We start from the raw sequence: 15430 nt of genomic DNA on the forward strand, positions 1-15430 counted from the left end.
GATTAGACCGAGATTGCAAGCGGTGTGCCATGTGCGCCGATCAGTCTTCATCCAGTGCCTGGAACCGATCCGCCAGAAAGTCCACCAGCGCCCGCACCGCCGGCAGCAGCCCGCGGCGCGAGGCGAACACCGCGTGGATGATTTCGCGCCGCGGCGCCCAGCCCGGGATCACGTGGACCAGTTCGCCGCGCTCGATCTGCTCGCGCACCATCATCGAGGGCAACTGCGCCACGCCCACGCCGGCAACAGCCGCCGCGCGCAGGGCCAGCATGCCGCGCGTGACGAGGCGCGGCTGGTGGCGGATGGCCGCCTGCGTGCCGTCCGGGCCGATCAGGTTCCACACGTGCTCGTGCTGCGGCAGGCCCAGGTCCATGCTGGGCAGGCCCGCCAGGTCGGCGGGCACCTGGGGGATGCCGTTCGCCAACAGCCGCGGGCAGGCCACCAGGCACTGCCCGCGCTCGCCGAGCACGCGCATCACGAGTTCGCTGTCCTCGATGGGCGGCGGGCGCACGCGGATGGCCACGTCGATGCCCTCACCCACCACGTCGACGCGGCGGTTGGTTTCTTCCAGGTGAATCTCCACGCGCGGATTCGCGACCATGAACGCCGCCAACATGTCGGCGATGCGCGCATCGAGCAGCGCCACCGGGCAGGTCATGCGCACGATGCCGCACGGCTCGGCATGGGTCAGCGCGATGGCTTCGTCGGCGGCGTCGGCCTCCACCAGCATCGCCTTGCAATGGCCGTAGTAGGTCTGGCCGGTGTCGGTGACGGCAAAGCGCCGCGTGGAGCGCTGGATCAGGCGCGTGCCGAGGCGCTCTTCCAGCAGCGCGATGCGCCGGCTGAGCTTGGATTTGGGCATGCCCAGCGCGCGCCCGGCCGGTGCGAAGCCGCGGTGGTCCACCACTTGCACGAAGTAGTAGAGATCGTTCAGGTCTTTCATGGCAAACCGTCCTCATCGTTCCTTGAATAGGACTCTGATGGCAAATAGTACCGACTAGCGGCCTCATCGTTCATCCCATATTCTCTATCCATCGGCCAGGAGCTTCCTCTTGGCGACGCAAGGAGATGAACATGAAGAAAGTCCTCGGTGTCTACAGCGCCCCCCGTCCGCACTGGGTGGGCGACGGTTTTCCGGTGCGCTCGCTGTTCGGCTACGACGGCCTCGGCAAGCACCTGAGCCCGTTCCTGCTGCTGGACCACGCGGCACCGACGCCTTTCGAGCCGACGGTGCGCCCGCGCGGCGTCGGCCAGCATCCGCACCGCGGTTTCGAGACCGTGACCATCGTCTACCAGGGCGAGGTGGAACATAAGGATTCCACCGGCGCGGGCGGGCTGATCGGCCCCGGCGACGTGCAGTGGATGACGGCCGGCGGCGGCATCCTGCACGAGGAGTTCCACTCGCGGGGCTTCACCGAACGCGGCGGCACCATCGAGATGGTGCAGCTCTGGGTGAACCTGCCCGCGAAGGACAAGATGGCCGAGCCGGGTTACCAAACCCTGGTGGATGCGGAAATTCCGTCGGTGGATCTGCCCGAAGGCGCGGGCCGGGTGCGTGTGATTGCGGGGGAATTCGACGGGCACCGCGGCCCGGCGCGGACCTTCACGGCGATGGACGTGTGGGACCTGCGCATCGGCCAGGGCGGCGTCGGACGGTTCGATGCGAAGGAAGGCCATACGCTGGCGCTGGTCGTCCTGCACGGCACGGTGCTGGTCAACGGCGCGACCGTTGCGCGCGAAGGGCAACTGGTGCATCTGGACCGCGCCGGGAGCGGCGTGGAGATCGAAGCCAACAGCGACGCGACCGTGCTGTGGCTGTCGGGCGAGCCGATCGACGAGCCCGTGGTGGGCTACGGGCCGTTCGTGATGAACAGCGAGGCAGAGATCCGCCAGGCCGTGGCCGATTTCAACAGCGGCCGCTTCGGGCGGATGGCGGCCTGAACGCCGTCGGTGGTGACGGGGAGTATTTGACGTACTTGACAAAATAGATATAAGTTGTAAAGTTGGCCGCCTGTCCTCACGGATTGGCGGCCAACGTTCGTGGTGCGCCAACCGGCAGGGCCATGAACCCCCACCCTCTTTGTCGAAATCGCTCCATGCATCTGTTGCCCCCTGCTTCCGCCGGCCTCGCTCTTCCGATGCCCGTTCCGCACAGCGCTGGAGCGGCCCGCTGATGGCCCCCGCTCCCGACCGGCGCATCGCCATCATGGAGGCCGCGCTCGGCGTCTTCCTGCGCTACGGCTACCGGAAGACGTCGATGGACGATCTCGCGCGCGCCGCGGGCATTTCCCGCCAAGGCGTCTACCTGCACTTCACGTCGAAGGACGAGCTCTTCAAGGAAGCCGTCACCTGGTTCGCGCAGCGGGGCATCGCCGCCATGCGGGCCGCGCTGGCAAAAGAAGACCTGCCGATCGAGGAGCGATTGATCGGCGCCTTCGCGGCGCTGCATGCGCAGAACGACGGTTCGCAGATGTCGCTGGAACACATGAGCGAGATCGTCGCGACCGCGCGGGAACTCGTCGGCCCGGTGCTGGAAGAGTTCGACCTCGTCGTGCCCAAGGAGCTCGCGCGAGCCATCCAGTCGGCCGGGGCCGCTGTGCCCTGGCGCGCCGCCGGCCTCACGGCCAAGTCGCTCGCGCAGCACCTGTTCGCGGCTTCTCACGGCCTCAAGCACTACGCCAAGACACCGGCCGAGTACCAGGCCGGCATCCGCATCGCGGTGCGTCTGGTGTGCGGCGGGCCGGCGCCAGCCGTGCCTTAACCGTGAGCCTCGAATGAAGCGCACGCCCCCTCACCTTCGCAAACTTTTCATGATCGGAGTCATCGCCATGTCCACCTCCTCGCTCTGCGCCTGCGGCCCGCGCCTCGCCGCCAACCCCCAGTCGCCGCAGCAGCGCGACGGCATCTACCGCAACGTCGTGCCGCGCGTGCCGATGGGTTTCCTCAAGACGGTCGCGATCGGCTGGCAGTTCCTGACCGGCAAGAGCGACACGACCGTGCCGAGCACCCCGATTCCCGTGCAGCCGCTGACGGCTGCGGCGCTCGTCGCGGCGCCGGATGGCAGCCTCTACCGCCTGGGCCACTCGACCTTGCTGCTCAAGCTGGGCGGCGAGTTCTGGCTCACCGACCCGGTCTTCTCCGAGCGCGCGTCACCGGTGCAATGGGCCGGCCCGAAGCGATTCCATGCGCCGCCGATCGACATCGACGACCTGCCGCCGATCAAGGGCGTGATCCTCTCGCACGACCACTTCGACCACCTCGACCGCGCCGCCATCGCGCGTCTCGCGCCGAAGGTCGAGGTGTTCATCACACCGCTCGGCGTGGGCGAACGCCTGATCGCGTGGGGCGTCGATCCCGCCCGGGTCCGGCAGCTCGATTGGTGGGGCGAAACGACCGTCGGCGACGTCCGGCTGGCGGCGGTGCCCGCGCAACACTTCTCCGGCCGGACCCTGCTCGACGAGGACCGCACGCTCTGGGCGTCGTGGGTGATCGTGGCCGGCGACCTGCGGGTCTTCTTCAGCGGTGACACCGGCTATCACGCGGACTTCAAGACCATCGGCGATCGCTACGGCCCCTTCGACATGACGATGATCGAGACCGGCGCCTACGACAAGCAGTGGGCCGACGTCCACATGCAGCCCGAAGAAACGCTGCAGGCCCATCTCGATCTGCGGGGCCGCTGGCTGCTGCCGGTGCACAACGGCACCTTCGACCTGGCCATGCACGCCTGGAACGAGCCCTTCGAGCGCATTCAGGCGTTGGCGAAGGCGCGCGATGTGAAGCTTGCGACACCGGTGATGGGTGAGCGCGTTGCGCTGGCCGCGCCGCACGCAGGCGACGCATGGTGGGTGGGCGCGCGGGACTGATCTTCTGCGAGAGGCCCCGTCCCGAGCGGGCAACGGGGCCCGCTGGTTTTTTACTCGGAAGGGAAATCGGGCAGTGGCCCCTCGGAAGCAATATCCGTCCATGCGCTCACAGCCTTCCAGCGCTCGGCAGCAGCATTTCTCGCTGCGTCGGCGCCAAGTGCGCCCTGGAATGCGTCCGAGCCGAGGAGGATGTGGGGCGGCAGACGATCGGCTCCAGCAACACCGACGACGACCTGCGCGACCTTTTCAGGATCGCTTGGCTCATTGCCCCAATATGCTTCCAGTTGCCGAACAATCTCCCCGACCGAGGCCTCGTAGTCCGGCAACATGGGCAGCACGCTCCCGAACGCTCGCTTCCCCCAATTCGTGCGCATGCCGCCTGGTTCGAGCGCGGTCACCTTGACGCCGAACGGCGCCGATTCGAGAGCGACGGTCTCGGCAAAGCCACCCACCGCCCACTTGGCAGCAACATATGCAGCGTTGCCCGCCAAGGCAGTTCGACCGCCGACGGACGAGATCTGGATGATGTGACCGCTCCTTTGCCGGCGCATTCCAGGAAGGGCGGCCCGCGTGAGGTTGACGACACCAAAGAAATTGGTTTCCACGACACGACGAAAGTCGTCCGATGAAACCTCTTCGAACGGCCGCGTTTCACCGAACCCTGCGTTGTTCACAAGAACATCGAGGCGCCCGAACGCCGAGATGGCAGCGTCTACGGCAGCGACGCTCTCTCGCTCATCGGTCACGTCGAGACGGACCGGCTTTACGCGGGAGCCATAAGACTCGACCAAGTCATCCAGCTGGCTCACATCGCGCGCAGTCGCCACGACACGGTGACCCGCCTCCAGCGCCTTGACTGTGATTGACCGGCCCAAGCCGGAGCCACTACCCGTAACAAGCCATACCTTGGACATATTCGATCTCGTTCCCATCAGTTTGTGATGGGGCCTCACTCTATGCATGGCTGCAGATGGTCGTTAGCCTGATCCTTCCCGATCATTGCCCGATCGTCTTGCCGGGCGCGGATTTCTTGTCCGGGCCAGAGCCTCTGGACACAATGACTCCATGGTTCTGATGAATGACGCGCGGCCTCGATCGACCCAGCCCGATGAAGACCCGGAGGCCGCGTCGCTGCGTGCGCGCCTTCGCTCGCATCTGTTGGCGCACTTGCCTGAAGCTGGCGACCACGTGTCCGCATTGCCGGGCCTGGCCCTGTACCGTCGCGACAGCCCCACCGAACCCGCCTCGATGCTTTACGAGCCCAGCGTCGGCTTCGTCGTTCAGGGCCGCAAGCGTGTAGTCCTGGGCTCGGATGCCTATGAGTACGACGCCGCCAAGTTTGTGCTGACGACGATGGATCTGCCCACGATCTCGCACGTGCTGGAGGCCCATCCCGGTCGACCCTGCCTGTCCATGATGCTGAAGCTGGACTTCGCCTTGGTGCAGGCGGTCGGAGGAGAGATCGACCTGCAAGGCATCGCCGTGACGGACGACACCGAATCCGGCATGGCTTTCGGCCACATGCCCACGGAACTGCTCGACGCTTTCGTGCGGCTTCTCGCACTCGCCGACAAGCCTCGGGACATTGCGATCATGGCGCCGCTGGTGCTGCGCGAAATTACATACCGCCTGCTCATGGCACCGTCGGGCGGCCATCTACGTCGCATTGCCAGACAGGACCCCCGCTACGACAAGATCCTGACGGCCATCGCCTGGCTGCGCGAGCATTACGCCGAGGCGATCCGTATCGAGGCCTTGGCGGAAGTCGCTGCCATGGGGGTGTCGACGCTGCACCATCACTTCAGCGCCATCACGCACATGAGTCCGCTGCAGTATCAAAAGCACATCCGGCTCCATGAAGCGCGACGCTTGCTGTTGACCGAGCGGCTGGACGCGACCTCCGCCGCCTACCGTGTCGGCTATGAAAGCGTGACCCAGTTCAGCCGCGAGTACAGGCGGCTGTTCGGCAATCCCCCCATTCGCGACATCTCGTTGCTGCGCGGCGACTTGAAAGAACAGCGCAGCAAGGTCTGAAATATCCGGGTCACTCCCACTCGATCGTCGCCGGCGGCTTGCTCGACACGTCGTAGGTCACCCGGTTGATCCCGCGCACCTCGTTGATGATCCGCCCCGACACCTTCTTGAGCAGCGCGTACGGCAGCTCCGCCCAGTCGGCCGTCATGAAGTCGCTGGTCTGCACGGCGCGCAGTGCGACGACGTAGTCGTAGGTGCGGCCGTCGCCCATCACGCCGACGCTCTTGACGGGCAGGAACACAGTGAAGGCCTGGCTCGTGAGGTCGTACCAGGTCTTGCCGGTCTCGGCGTCGGTGAAGTTGCGCAGCTCCTCGATGAAGATCGCATCGGCGCGGCGCAGCAGGTCGGCGTATTCCTTCTTCACTTCGCCCAGGATGCGCACGCCCAGGCCGGGGCCGGGGAACGGATGGCGGTAGACCATCTCGGGCGGCAGGCCAAGCGCCACGCCGAGTTCACGCACTTCGTCCTTGAAGAGATCGCGCAGCGGTTCCAGCAGCTTGAGGCCCAACTGCTCGGGCAGGCCGCCGACGTTGTGGTGGCTCTTGATGGTGACGGCCTTCTTGCTCTTGGCGCCGCCTGATTCGATGACGTCGGGGTAGATCGTGCCTTGGGCCAGGAAGGTCGCGCCCTTGTGGCCGCCATCGCCTGCCTTGAGCTTCGCTGCCTCCTGCTTGAACACCGTGACGAACTCGCCGCCGATGATCTTGCGCTTGGCTTCGGGCTCGCTCACGCCCGCGAGCTTGCCGAGGAACAGGTCGCTGGCATCGACGCGAATGACCTTCGCGTGCAGCTTGCCTTCGAACATCTCCATGACCATGTCGCCCTCGTTCAGGCGCAGCAGGCCGTGGTCGACGAACACGCAGGTCAGCTGGTCGCCGATGGCGCGGTGGATGAGCGCGGCAGCCACGCTCGAATCGACACCGCCCGAGAGGCCGAGGATGACTTCTTCATCGCCCACCTGCTCGCGGATTTTCTGCACGGCTTCGGCGATGTGGTCGCGCATGACCCAGTCGGGCTTCGCATCGCAGATGCCGAGCACGAAGCGCTCGATGATCGCCTTGCCCTGCACCGTGTGCGTGACTTCGGGGTGGAACTGCAGGCCGTAGTAGCGGCGCGCCTCGTCGGCCATGCCGGCGATGGGGCAGCTGTCGGTGCTCGCCATGAGCTTGAAGCCCGGGGGCAGCTCGGTGACCTTGTCGCCGTGGCTCATCCACACGTTGAGCATGCCGTGGCCTTCGGGCGTGGTGAAGTCGGCGATGTCTTTCAGCAGCGCGGTGTGGCCATGGGCGCGCACGGCCGCAAAACCGAACTCGCGCTTGTGGCCGCCTTCGACCTTGCCGCCCAGCTGGTGCGCCATGGTCTGCATGCCGTAGCAGATGCCGAGCACCGGCACGCCGAGGTCGAACACGGCCTGCGGGGCCTTGTCGGTGGTTTCTTCGTACACGCTCGCGTGGCTGCCCGAAAGGATCACGCCCTTCAGGTGGCCGTCGGCCGCGTATTCGCGCACCCATTCGTCGGTGACGTCGCAGGGATGCACTTCGCTCAGCACATGCGCCTCGCGCACGCGGCGTGCGATGAGCTGCGTGACTTGCGAGCCGAAGTCGAGGATGAGGATCTTGTCGTGTTGCATGGCGAGAGGACTCAGAGCGTTGAAATGTCGAACAGCTTCACGCCCGCCTTGGGCGCTGCCTGGATGAGGTGCTCGTCGAAGGTGGCGAGCGGGAGATTGAGCGACTTGGCGAGCCAGAGATAGCCCGCTTCATAGGTCGAGATGCCGGCATCGATGGCCACCGCGAGCACGGCCTTGTGCTGGGCAGGCGCGAGCTCGTGCAGTTCGACGCGATGGCGGATGGCATCGAGCACGCTCCACAGCCCTTCGACCGCGGATGTGGGGATGCGGCCGCTGCGCACGCCGTTGGCGAGGATGTTGGCGCACTCCCATTGCCAGGCGTTGGGCGCCTGCGGCTCGACCTCGTCGCGGCGGATGGCGGCGTAGAGCTTGCGGGTGTGTTCGCTGGCCTGGTCGGGCAGCAGCCAGGCGGCGGTGACGGAGGCGTCCATGACGAAGGCTGTCACGATTGGCGCCCTTCGTCGAGCAATGCGCGCAATGAGAGACCCGGCTGGATGGTGGCGTGCAGCGCGTCGATCTGGCCGAGTTCGCGCTCGATCTGCTCGTCGGTGATGACGGGCTTGCGGCGCACCGGCAGCATGCGCACGACTTCCTTGCCGTGGCGGGTGATGCGAACCTCCTCGCCCTTTTCGACCAGGTCGATCAGGGCCGAGAAGTTGTTCTTGGCTTCAGCGATGCCGATGGATTGCATTTGGGCCAGAAAAATTGAATCTGGCCCAAATTCTAAACCGAGTCTGGCCTGACTTTCAAGGTCTGGCCAGATTAAGCTTCAGGCCGGCGCCGGGCCGCCCCAAGGCGGCCTGCGGCCCCCTTGGGGGGCAGCGCCCCACACGCAGTGGGGGCGCGTGGGGGCCACATTACTCAGCGCGGTAGTTCGGCGCTTCCTTGGTGATCTGCACGTCGTGGACGTGGCTCTCGCGGATGCCGGCCGTGGTGATCTCGACGAACTCGGCCTTGTTCTGCATGTCCTCGATGGTCGCGCAGCCGCAGTAGCCCATGCTGGCACGCACGCCGCCGGCCATCTGGTAGACGATCGAGACGATCGAGCCCTTGTAGGGCACGCGGCCTTCGATGCCTTCGGGCACGAGCTTGTCGGTGTTGGGGTTGCCGGTGGTCGATTCCTGGAAGTACCGGTCGGCACTGCCCTGCTGCATCGCGCCGATGGAGCCCATGCCTCGGTAGCTCTTGTAGCTGCGGCCCTGGTACAGCACGATTTCGCCGGGTGCCTCTTCGGTACCGGCGAACATGCTGCCCATCATCACGGTGCTGGCGCCTGCGGCGATGGCCTTGGCGATGTCGCCCGAGTAGCGCACGCCGCCGTCGGAGATCAGCGGAACGCCCGTGCCCTGCAGCGCGGTGGCGACGCTATCGACCGCCATGATCTGCGGCACGCCCACGCCCGCCACGATGCGGGTGGTGCAGATGGAGCCCGGGCCGATGCCGACCTTGACCGCATCGGCGCCGACATCGGCCAGCGCGCGCGCGGCGTCGCCGGTGGCGATGTTGCCGCCGATCACGTCGACCTGCGGATAGTTGCGCTTGACCCAGCGCACGCGCTCGATCACGCCGGCGCTGTGGCCGTGGGCGGTGTCGACCACGATGGCATCGACGCCGGCCTTCACCAGCGCTTCGACGCGCTCCTCGGTGCCGTCACCCACGCCGACCGCCGCGCCCACGCGCAGCCGGCCCGAGGGGTCGCGTGCGGCGTTGGGAAAGCTGGTCTGCTTGGTGATGTCCTTGACGGTGATGAGGCCCTTGAGCTCCCATTCGTTGTTGATGACCAGCAGGCGCTCGAGCTTGTACTTGTTGAGCAGCGCCTTGGCATCGGCCAGCGTGGTGCCGTCGGGCACGGTGATGAGCTTGTCGCGCTGCGTCATGATTTCGCTGACGGGCACGTCGTAGCGGGTTTCAAAGCGCAGGTCGCGCCCCGTCACGATGCCCACGACCTTGCCGCCGTCGACCACCGGGAAGCCGGAGATGCCGAGCTGGTCGGAAAGCGCCATCACCTGGCGCACCGAGTGCGTCGGCGTGATCACCACCGGGTCGCGCAGCACGCCCGATTCATAGCGCTTCACGCGGGCCACTTCGGCGGCCTGCTGTTGCGCGGTGAGGTTCTTGTGCACGATTCCCATGCCGCCCTCCTGCGCGATGGCGATCGCGAGGCGGGCTTCTGTCACGGTGTCCATGGCCGCCGAGACGAGCGGCAGGTTCAGCGTGATGTTGCGGGAGAGTTTGGTGGCGAGGGAGGTGTCCTTGGGCAGGACCTGGGAGAACGCTGGCACCAACAACACGTCGTCGAAGGTGAGCGCTTTGCCGAGAAGGCGCATGGGTGAAGCTCCAAAAGACGGATTGTAACGAGGCTCCCAGGTCGTTCGCCGGCCCGGGCTTTTCCGGACCGTTGCAAAAGCAGCGAATGAGGATGTTGCAAGAAGTAAGGCGCGGCTAAACTTCGGGCATGAAATTCATGCACTGGCTGCTGGTGGGATGTGTCGTGGCGCTGCCGCTCTCTGCGAGCGCGCAATGGCAATGGATCGACAAGAACGGCAAGAAGGTCTTCAGCGACCAGGCGCCGCCGCCCGATGTTCCCGAGAAGAACATCCTGCGCCGTTCGGGCACGCCGCCGCCGCGGCCCGCCACCGGCATTGACGCCCCGGCGGCCGAGGGCACCGACGCCGCAGCGCCCAAGGCGCGAGAAAGCGCCGCCGCACCGAAGCCGAGCGGCGTCGACAAGGAACTCGAAGAAAAGACCAAGAAGGCCGAGGCCGAAGAGAAGGCCAAGCGCGCGGCCGAAGAGGCGAAGGTCGCCAAGTCCAAGGCCGACAACTGCGCCCGCGCCCGCGAAGGCAAGTCCACGCTGGACAGCGGCATCCGCATCGCGAAGGTGAATGCCAAGGGCGAGCGCGAGATCATGGACGACACCACCCGCGCCGACGAGCAGAAGCGCGTTCAGTCAGTCATCGACAGCGACTGCAAGTAAACCGGCTGCCTCAGTAGCCGGTCTTGCCACCCTTGCGCTGGCTCGCAAAGAGGCCAGTGCCCCGCGCGCCCTGGCGCTTGAAGCGCTCGCGGCGCGCCACCTTCGGATCGACCGTGAGCGGACGGCACAGCTCGATGCGATCGCCGTCCTTCAATACCTGGCTCCACTCGACCGCCCTGCCCCAGACACCCGGCGTCATGGCATGCCGCCAATCGAGATCGGGAAAGCGCTGCGACAACCCGCTCGCCCGCACCGCCTCGCTCAGGACGATGCCTTCTTCAAGCTGCAGCACCTGCTCGAACACCTCGCGTGCCGCGGGCGAGCAAGTCAGCGTGACCTCGATCATTCAGGAAGCGCCGTAGACCTGCTCGGCGCGCTTGACGAAGGCTTCGACCAGGCTCGATGCGATCGTGTCGAACACCGGCCCCACGAGCGCCTGCAAGGCGAAGTTGCTGAATCCATAGCTCATGTGCAGCTCGACGCGGCAGGCGCGTTCGCCTGCCTCGCCCACGGGTACGAACTTCCAGTGGCCATCGAGGTTGGAGAACGGCCCGTCGACCAGCTTCAGTTGCACCTCGCGCCCCGGCACATGCGTGTTGCGGGTGGTGAAGCTCTGGTGAAAGCCGCCGAAGGCGAGGCCGACTTCGGCCGTCATGCCGCCTTCGTCCTCTTCGACGATCCGGGCCTTGTCGCACCACGGAAGGAACTGCGGATACTTCGCCACATCGGTGACGAGCGCGTACATCTCTTCGGCGCTGTACCAGATGAGGACGGACTTGTTGACTGTTTTCATAGAATCGGTGCAGCGTGCGCGACGGATTGTATTGAAGCCATGCGTCCCCATCTTCCCGAGCCATGGCCACAAAGAAACAAGATAACTCCTCCCGCATTGCCGACAACAAGAAGGCCGCGTACAACTATTTCTTCGAAGAACGCTTCGAGGCCGGCATGGTCCTCGAAGGCTGGGAAGTCAAGTCGCTGCGCGAAGGCAAGGTGCAGCTCACCGACGGCTACGTGGTCATCCGCGACGGCGAACTCTACGTCGTAGGCCTGCAGATCAATCCGCTCAAGAGCGCTTCGACGCACGTGAGCCCCGACTCGATCCGCACCAAGAAGCTGCTGCTGCACAAGGAAGAAATCCGCCGGCTCGTCGGCAAGGTCGAGCAGAAGGGCTACACGCTGGTGCCGCTCAACCTGCACTGGAAGGCGGGCAAGGTCAAATGCGACATCGCGTTGGCCAAGGGCAAGGCCGAGCACGACAAGCGCGACACCATCAAGGACCGCGAAGGCAAGCGCGAGGTCGAGCGCGCGATGAAGAGCCGCAGCCGCTAGTCATTCTTTTTTTGCGCGGCATGGAATAAAACGCGGGCTGCAGGCGTTTGTGCGGTGTCATCGGATTGCCGATGCCATCCAACCTCAGGAGTCTTTCCATGTCGCCTCTCCGCCTTTTTTCCGCAGGCATCGCCGCCGCACTGCTCACCCTCCCCGCATTCGCCCAACCCAAGGCCGCCGATGGCGCGCTGGTCGGCGCGACCGGCATGACGCTCTACACCTTCGAGAAGGACACTGCCGGCAACGGCAAGTCGGTCTGCAACGGCGGGTGTGCCACCAACTGGCCGCCCTTCATGGCCGCCGACAGCGACAAGCCTAGCGGCGACTTCACCATCGTCACCCGCGACGACGGCAAGAAGCAATGGGCCGCCAAGGGCTGGCCGCTGTACTACTGGGTGAAGGACACCAAGCCGGGCGACAAGACCGGTGACGGCGTGGGCGGCAACTGGAAGACCGCCAAGCCCTGATCCGGACGCGCCTCCCGCAATCCATCCACCCATGGACGCCCGCCTGCTGGTCGACCACATCCCGAGCCTGCGCCGCTATGCGCGCGCGCTCACGGGCAACACGTGGGCGGCCGACGATCTGGTGCAGGACACCCTGGAGCGGGCCTGCAGCAAGTGGCGGCTCTGGGTGGTGGGGAGCGACCTGCGCGCATGGCTCTTCACCGTCATGCACAACATCTTCGCGAGCCAGGTGCGGCGCACGCCGCCGCCGCACGCCGTGGTGTCGCTCGACGACATCACGCACGAACAGCACGGCGGCGTCGACCCCGGCCGCGACCAGGGCACGGGCCTCGACCTGCAACGCTGCCTCATGCAACTGCCCGAGGAGCAGCGCGCCGTACTGCTGCTGGTGACGCTCGAAGACATGTCCTATGCCGAGGTGGCCAAGGTGCTCGGCATTCCCGCCGGCACCGTGATGTCGCGCCTCTCGCGCGCCCGCGTGCGACTGCAGGAGCTGCTGGACGGCGCCGCCGCACCGCATCGTCCGGGCCTGCGCCGCCTCAAGTGAAACCCGCCCCATGAACCGCCCTGCCCCTCCTTCCCCCGACGTCACCGACGACGAACTGCACGCGCTGGTCGATGGCCAGCTCGCCCCGGATCGCCGGTCCGCCGTCGAGGAGGCCCTCGCGCGCGACCCCGCCATGGCCGCGAAGGTCGCGGCCTGGCACACGCAGCGCGATGCCCTGCGCCGCCTGCATGGCGAACTGCTGGACGACCCCATTCCCGCGCCGCTGATGAGCGCCCTCGACCACCACCTGCCCCGCCAGGCCCGGCGCAGCAGCTGGATGCGCTGGGGCGGCATGGCGGCCGGCGTGCTCATCGCGTTTGCCGCGGGCTGGCTCGGCAACGCGCAATGGTCGGCATCACGCAGCCCGTCGGCCGTGCTGGCCAAGGCCCCCGCGATGCGCGAGTTCGTGCACGACGCATCGATCGCCCATGCCGTCTACGCGCCCGAGAAAAGACACGCGGTCGAAGTGGCCGCCTCCGAGCAGCAGCACCTCGTGCAGTGGCTCTCCAGGCGCCTGGACCGGCCGCTCAAGGTGCCCGACCTGAGCACCCTGGGCTACACCCTCGTCGGCGGACGCCTGCTGCCCGGCGAGACCGGCGCGCGCGCCCAGTTCATGTTCGAGGACGCGGCGGGCGAGCGCGTCACGCTCTACATCGGCACCCTCGACGCCCGGGCCGCGGGCTCGTCACCGGAGGCGTTGAAGGAAACCGCCTTCCGCTTCGCCTCCGAAGGCCCCGTGCCGAGCTTCTACTGGGTCGACCAGGGCTTCGGCTATGCCGTTGCTGGCAAGCTACCACGCGACGTTTTGCTGAAACTCGCGACCCTCGCCTACCGCGATTTGTCGTGAGGCCGGCATAAACTGCCGGCTCGCGCAACAACCCGCCTGATTGTTTGTTTTCGCGATTTTTCAAACCGAAGGAGAAACTGCATGAAATTGCTCAGCGCCTCGATCCTCGCGGCGGCCCTGCTCGCCGGCTGCGGCGGTATGTCCAACAAGACCGCCAGCGCCCCCGACACGCCCACCCGCACCGCCGACGGCGTGCTGGTCGGACCGAACGGCATGACGCTCTACACCTTCACCAAGGACACGGCCGGCACCGGCACCTCCGTCTGCAACGCCCAGTGCGCGACCAACTGGCCGCCGCTCCCCGTGGCCGACACCGCCAAGCCCATCGGCGGCTACACCATCATCATTCGCGAAGACGCCAAGCGCCAATGGGCCTACAAGGGCTGGCCGCTGTACTACTGGGCCAAGGATGCCAAGCCGGGCGACAAGACCGGCGACGGCGTGGGCGGCAACTGGAAGATCGCGCGTCCCTGACCGCCTGATCGTTCCTCCGGTCGCCTGACCGCGAAAGCCCCGGCCTCGATGGACCGGGGCTTTTTTCATGGGCGCAAAGGAAATGCCCGTCGACGACGACCCGCTTGACCGCCTACAGCTTCTGCTGCTGCATGAAGCGATCGAACGTGCCCTCGGTGTAGCGGAACCACGCGTTCTGGTCGGCCAGGAATTTCGACCAGTCGCCGTACACCTTCTTCCACTCGGGGTTGCTGGCGTTCAGGTCCGCGTAGATCTGCTGGGCCGACTTGAACGCCGCGTTCATCACGTCCTGCGAGAACGGCCGCAGCTTGGTGCCCGAGGCCACGAGCTGCTTCAACGCCACGGGGTTCCTCGCGTCGTACTTGGCGGTCATCGTGATGTTGGCGTGCGCAGCCGCCGTCTCGACGATGGCCTTGTACTCCGCCGACAACCCCTCCCACGCCTTGGCGTTGATGAAGAAGTCGACCTCGGGCCCGCCGTCCCACCACCCCGGGTAGTAATAGAACGGCGCGATCTTGTTGAAGCCCAGCTTCTGGTCGTCGTACGGGCCGACCCATTCGAGACCGTCGAGCGTGCCCTTCTCCAGCGCCGGGTACAGGTCGGCCGCGGGAATCGATTGCGGCACCACGCCGAAGGGCTCCAGCACCTTGCCCGCGAACGGGTTGGTGCGGAACTTCAGGCCCTTCAGATCGGCGACCGACTTGATCTCCTTGCGGAACCAGCCGCCCATCTGCGCGCCCGTGTTGCCGCCCGGCAAATTGATGATGTTGTACTTGGCGTAGAACGCGCGCATCAGCTTCAGGCCGTTGCCCTCGTACATCCAGGCGTTCTGCTGGCGCGCGTTCATGCCGAAGGGCACGGTGCAGCCGAGGCAGAAGGTCGGGTCCTTGCCGTAGAAGTAATACGGCGCCGTGTGCGCCAGCTCGACCGATGCGTTCTGCACGCCGTCGACCACGCCGAAGGCGGGCATCAGTTCGCCGCTGGCGTGCACCGAAATCTGGAACTTGCCGCCTGTCATGTCGCCCACGCTCTTGGCGAACACCTCGGCGGCGCCGTAGACGGTGTCGAGCGACTTGGGGAAGCTCGATGCGAGGCGCCAGCGGATGGCGGGCTGGGCATGCACGGCGGGCGCGATGCCGGCGGCCAGGATGCCGGCGATGCCGGTGGTTTGGATGAGGGAACGGCGGTGCATGGAATTCACTCCGGGTTACTGAAAAAACGAACCCCAGCACACGACTGCACTGGGAATTTCTGTC

General features: G+C 66.2%; 19 protein-coding genes. 10 read left to right on the forward strand and 9 right to left on the reverse strand.

What is annotated here, in order from left to right; genetic code table 11:
• Positions 1 to 40: 40 nt before the first annotated feature.
• Positions 41 to 943 (reverse strand): LysR family transcriptional regulator, encoded by a 903-nt coding sequence (locus NU688_RS08025; protein WP_257860009.1) that lies wholly within the window; start codon positions 941 to 943, stop codon positions 41 to 43.
• 131 nt (positions 944 to 1074) lie between these two features.
• Here NU688_RS08025 and NU688_RS08030 point away from each other — a divergent pair, with 131 nt between their 5' ends.
• From NU688_RS08030 to NU688_RS08040, 3 genes are all read left to right on the forward strand, one after another.
• A complete protein-coding gene (locus NU688_RS08030; RefSeq protein ID WP_257860010.1) occupies positions 1075 to 1941 on the forward strand; it encodes a pirin family protein in 867 nt (288 codons plus the stop codon).
• Between the two features lie 232 nt (positions 1942 to 2173).
• Positions 2174 to 2761: a TetR/AcrR family transcriptional regulator gene (locus NU688_RS08035; RefSeq protein ID WP_257860011.1), complete on the forward strand. Its 588-nt coding sequence runs from the start codon at positions 2174 to 2176 to the stop codon at positions 2759 to 2761.
• Between the two features lie 67 nt (positions 2762 to 2828).
• Positions 2829 to 3866 (forward strand): MBL fold metallo-hydrolase, encoded by a 1038-nt coding sequence (locus NU688_RS08040; protein WP_257860012.1) that lies wholly within the window; start codon positions 2829 to 2831, stop codon positions 3864 to 3866.
• A gap of 50 nt (positions 3867 to 3916) precedes the next feature.
• Here NU688_RS08040 and NU688_RS08045 read toward each other — a convergent pair whose 3' ends face one another.
• Complete coding sequence (locus tag NU688_RS08045; RefSeq protein ID WP_257860013.1) at positions 3917 to 4780, reverse strand: SDR family NAD(P)-dependent oxidoreductase; 864 nt, start codon at positions 4778 to 4780, stop codon at positions 3917 to 3919.
• 151 nt (positions 4781 to 4931) lie between these two features.
• On the opposite strand from NU688_RS08045, the gene NU688_RS08050 reads away from it, so the two are divergent.
• Positions 4932 to 5900, forward strand: coding sequence for an AraC family transcriptional regulator (locus tag NU688_RS08050; protein WP_257860014.1), 969 nt, complete (start codon positions 4932 to 4934; stop codon positions 5898 to 5900).
• 10 nt (positions 5901 to 5910) lie between these two features.
• On the opposite strand, the gene guaA is transcribed toward NU688_RS08050, so the two are convergent.
• The 4 genes from guaA to guaB form a co-directional block, all read right to left on the reverse strand.
• On the reverse strand, positions 5911 to 7530 hold the full coding sequence (guaA, locus tag NU688_RS08055; protein WP_257860015.1) for a glutamine-hydrolyzing GMP synthase: 1620 nt from the start codon (positions 7528 to 7530) through the stop codon (positions 5911 to 5913).
• Between the two features lie 11 nt (positions 7531 to 7541).
• On the reverse strand, positions 7542 to 7961 hold the full coding sequence (locus NU688_RS08060) for a type II toxin-antitoxin system VapC family toxin (protein WP_257860539.1): 420 nt from the start codon (positions 7959 to 7961) through the stop codon (positions 7542 to 7544).
• A gap of 11 nt (positions 7962 to 7972) precedes the next feature.
• On the reverse strand, positions 7973 to 8221 hold the full coding sequence (locus tag NU688_RS08065; RefSeq protein WP_257860017.1) for a type II toxin-antitoxin system Phd/YefM family antitoxin: 249 nt from the start codon (positions 8219 to 8221) through the stop codon (positions 7973 to 7975).
• Positions 8222 to 8387: 166 nt separating this feature from the next.
• On the reverse strand, positions 8388 to 9857 hold the full coding sequence (gene guaB, locus NU688_RS08070; RefSeq protein ID WP_257860018.1) for an IMP dehydrogenase: 1470 nt from the start codon (positions 9855 to 9857) through the stop codon (positions 8388 to 8390).
• A 128-nt stretch (positions 9858 to 9985) separates the two neighbouring features.
• On the opposite strand from guaB, the gene NU688_RS08075 reads away from it, so the two are divergent.
• Positions 9986 to 10507: a DUF4124 domain-containing protein gene (locus tag NU688_RS08075; RefSeq protein ID WP_257860019.1), complete on the forward strand. Its 522-nt coding sequence runs from the start codon at positions 9986 to 9988 to the stop codon at positions 10505 to 10507.
• A 10-nt stretch (positions 10508 to 10517) separates the two neighbouring features.
• On the opposite strand, the gene NU688_RS08080 is transcribed toward NU688_RS08075, so the two are convergent.
• Both NU688_RS08080 and NU688_RS08085 read right to left on the reverse strand, forming a co-directional pair.
• Positions 10518 to 10853, reverse strand: coding sequence for an RnfH family protein (locus tag NU688_RS08080; RefSeq protein ID WP_257860020.1), 336 nt, complete (start codon positions 10851 to 10853; stop codon positions 10518 to 10520).
• Positions 10854 to 11300, reverse strand: coding sequence for a type II toxin-antitoxin system RatA family toxin (locus tag NU688_RS08085; protein WP_257860021.1), 447 nt, complete (start codon positions 11298 to 11300; stop codon positions 10854 to 10856). It abuts the gene before it with no gap.
• Between the two features lie 62 nt (positions 11301 to 11362).
• Between NU688_RS08085 and smpB the strand changes: the two genes are divergently transcribed.
• The 5 genes from smpB (at position 11363) to NU688_RS08110 (ending at position 14174) form a co-directional block, all read left to right on the forward strand.
• The gene (smpB, locus tag NU688_RS08090) at positions 11363 to 11839 is read left to right on the forward strand and encodes an SsrA-binding protein SmpB (protein ID WP_257860022.1); all 477 of its coding nucleotides are present in this window, start codon (positions 11363 to 11365) and stop codon (positions 11837 to 11839) included.
• A 98-nt stretch (positions 11840 to 11937) separates the two neighbouring features.
• Entirely contained in the window at positions 11938 to 12306 is a 369-nt protein-coding gene (locus NU688_RS08095) for a hypothetical protein (protein ID WP_257860023.1), read from the forward strand.
• A gap of 31 nt (positions 12307 to 12337) precedes the next feature.
• Positions 12338 to 12853: a sigma-70 family RNA polymerase sigma factor gene (locus tag NU688_RS08100; RefSeq protein WP_257860024.1), complete on the forward strand. Its 516-nt coding sequence runs from the start codon at positions 12338 to 12340 to the stop codon at positions 12851 to 12853.
• A gap of 10 nt (positions 12854 to 12863) precedes the next feature.
• Positions 12864 to 13700, forward strand: coding sequence for an anti-sigma factor (locus NU688_RS08105; RefSeq protein WP_257860025.1), 837 nt, complete (start codon positions 12864 to 12866; stop codon positions 13698 to 13700).
• 81 nt (positions 13701 to 13781) lie between these two features.
• Complete coding sequence (locus tag NU688_RS08110) at positions 13782 to 14174, forward strand: ATP-binding protein (protein WP_257860026.1); 393 nt, start codon at positions 13782 to 13784, stop codon at positions 14172 to 14174.
• Positions 14175 to 14286: 112 nt separating this feature from the next.
• Here NU688_RS08110 and NU688_RS08115 read toward each other — a convergent pair whose 3' ends face one another.
• Positions 14287 to 15366 carry a TRAP transporter substrate-binding protein gene (locus NU688_RS08115; protein ID WP_257860027.1) on the reverse strand — a complete coding sequence of 360 codons (1080 nt, stop codon included), beginning with the start codon at positions 15364 to 15366 and terminating at the stop codon, positions 14287 to 14289.
• Positions 15367 to 15430 lie beyond the last annotated feature (64 nt).

Source organism: Variovorax sp. ZS18.2.2, assembly GCF_024701975.1.
Lineage (GTDB): Bacteria > Pseudomonadota > Gammaproteobacteria > Burkholderiales > Burkholderiaceae_C > Variovorax.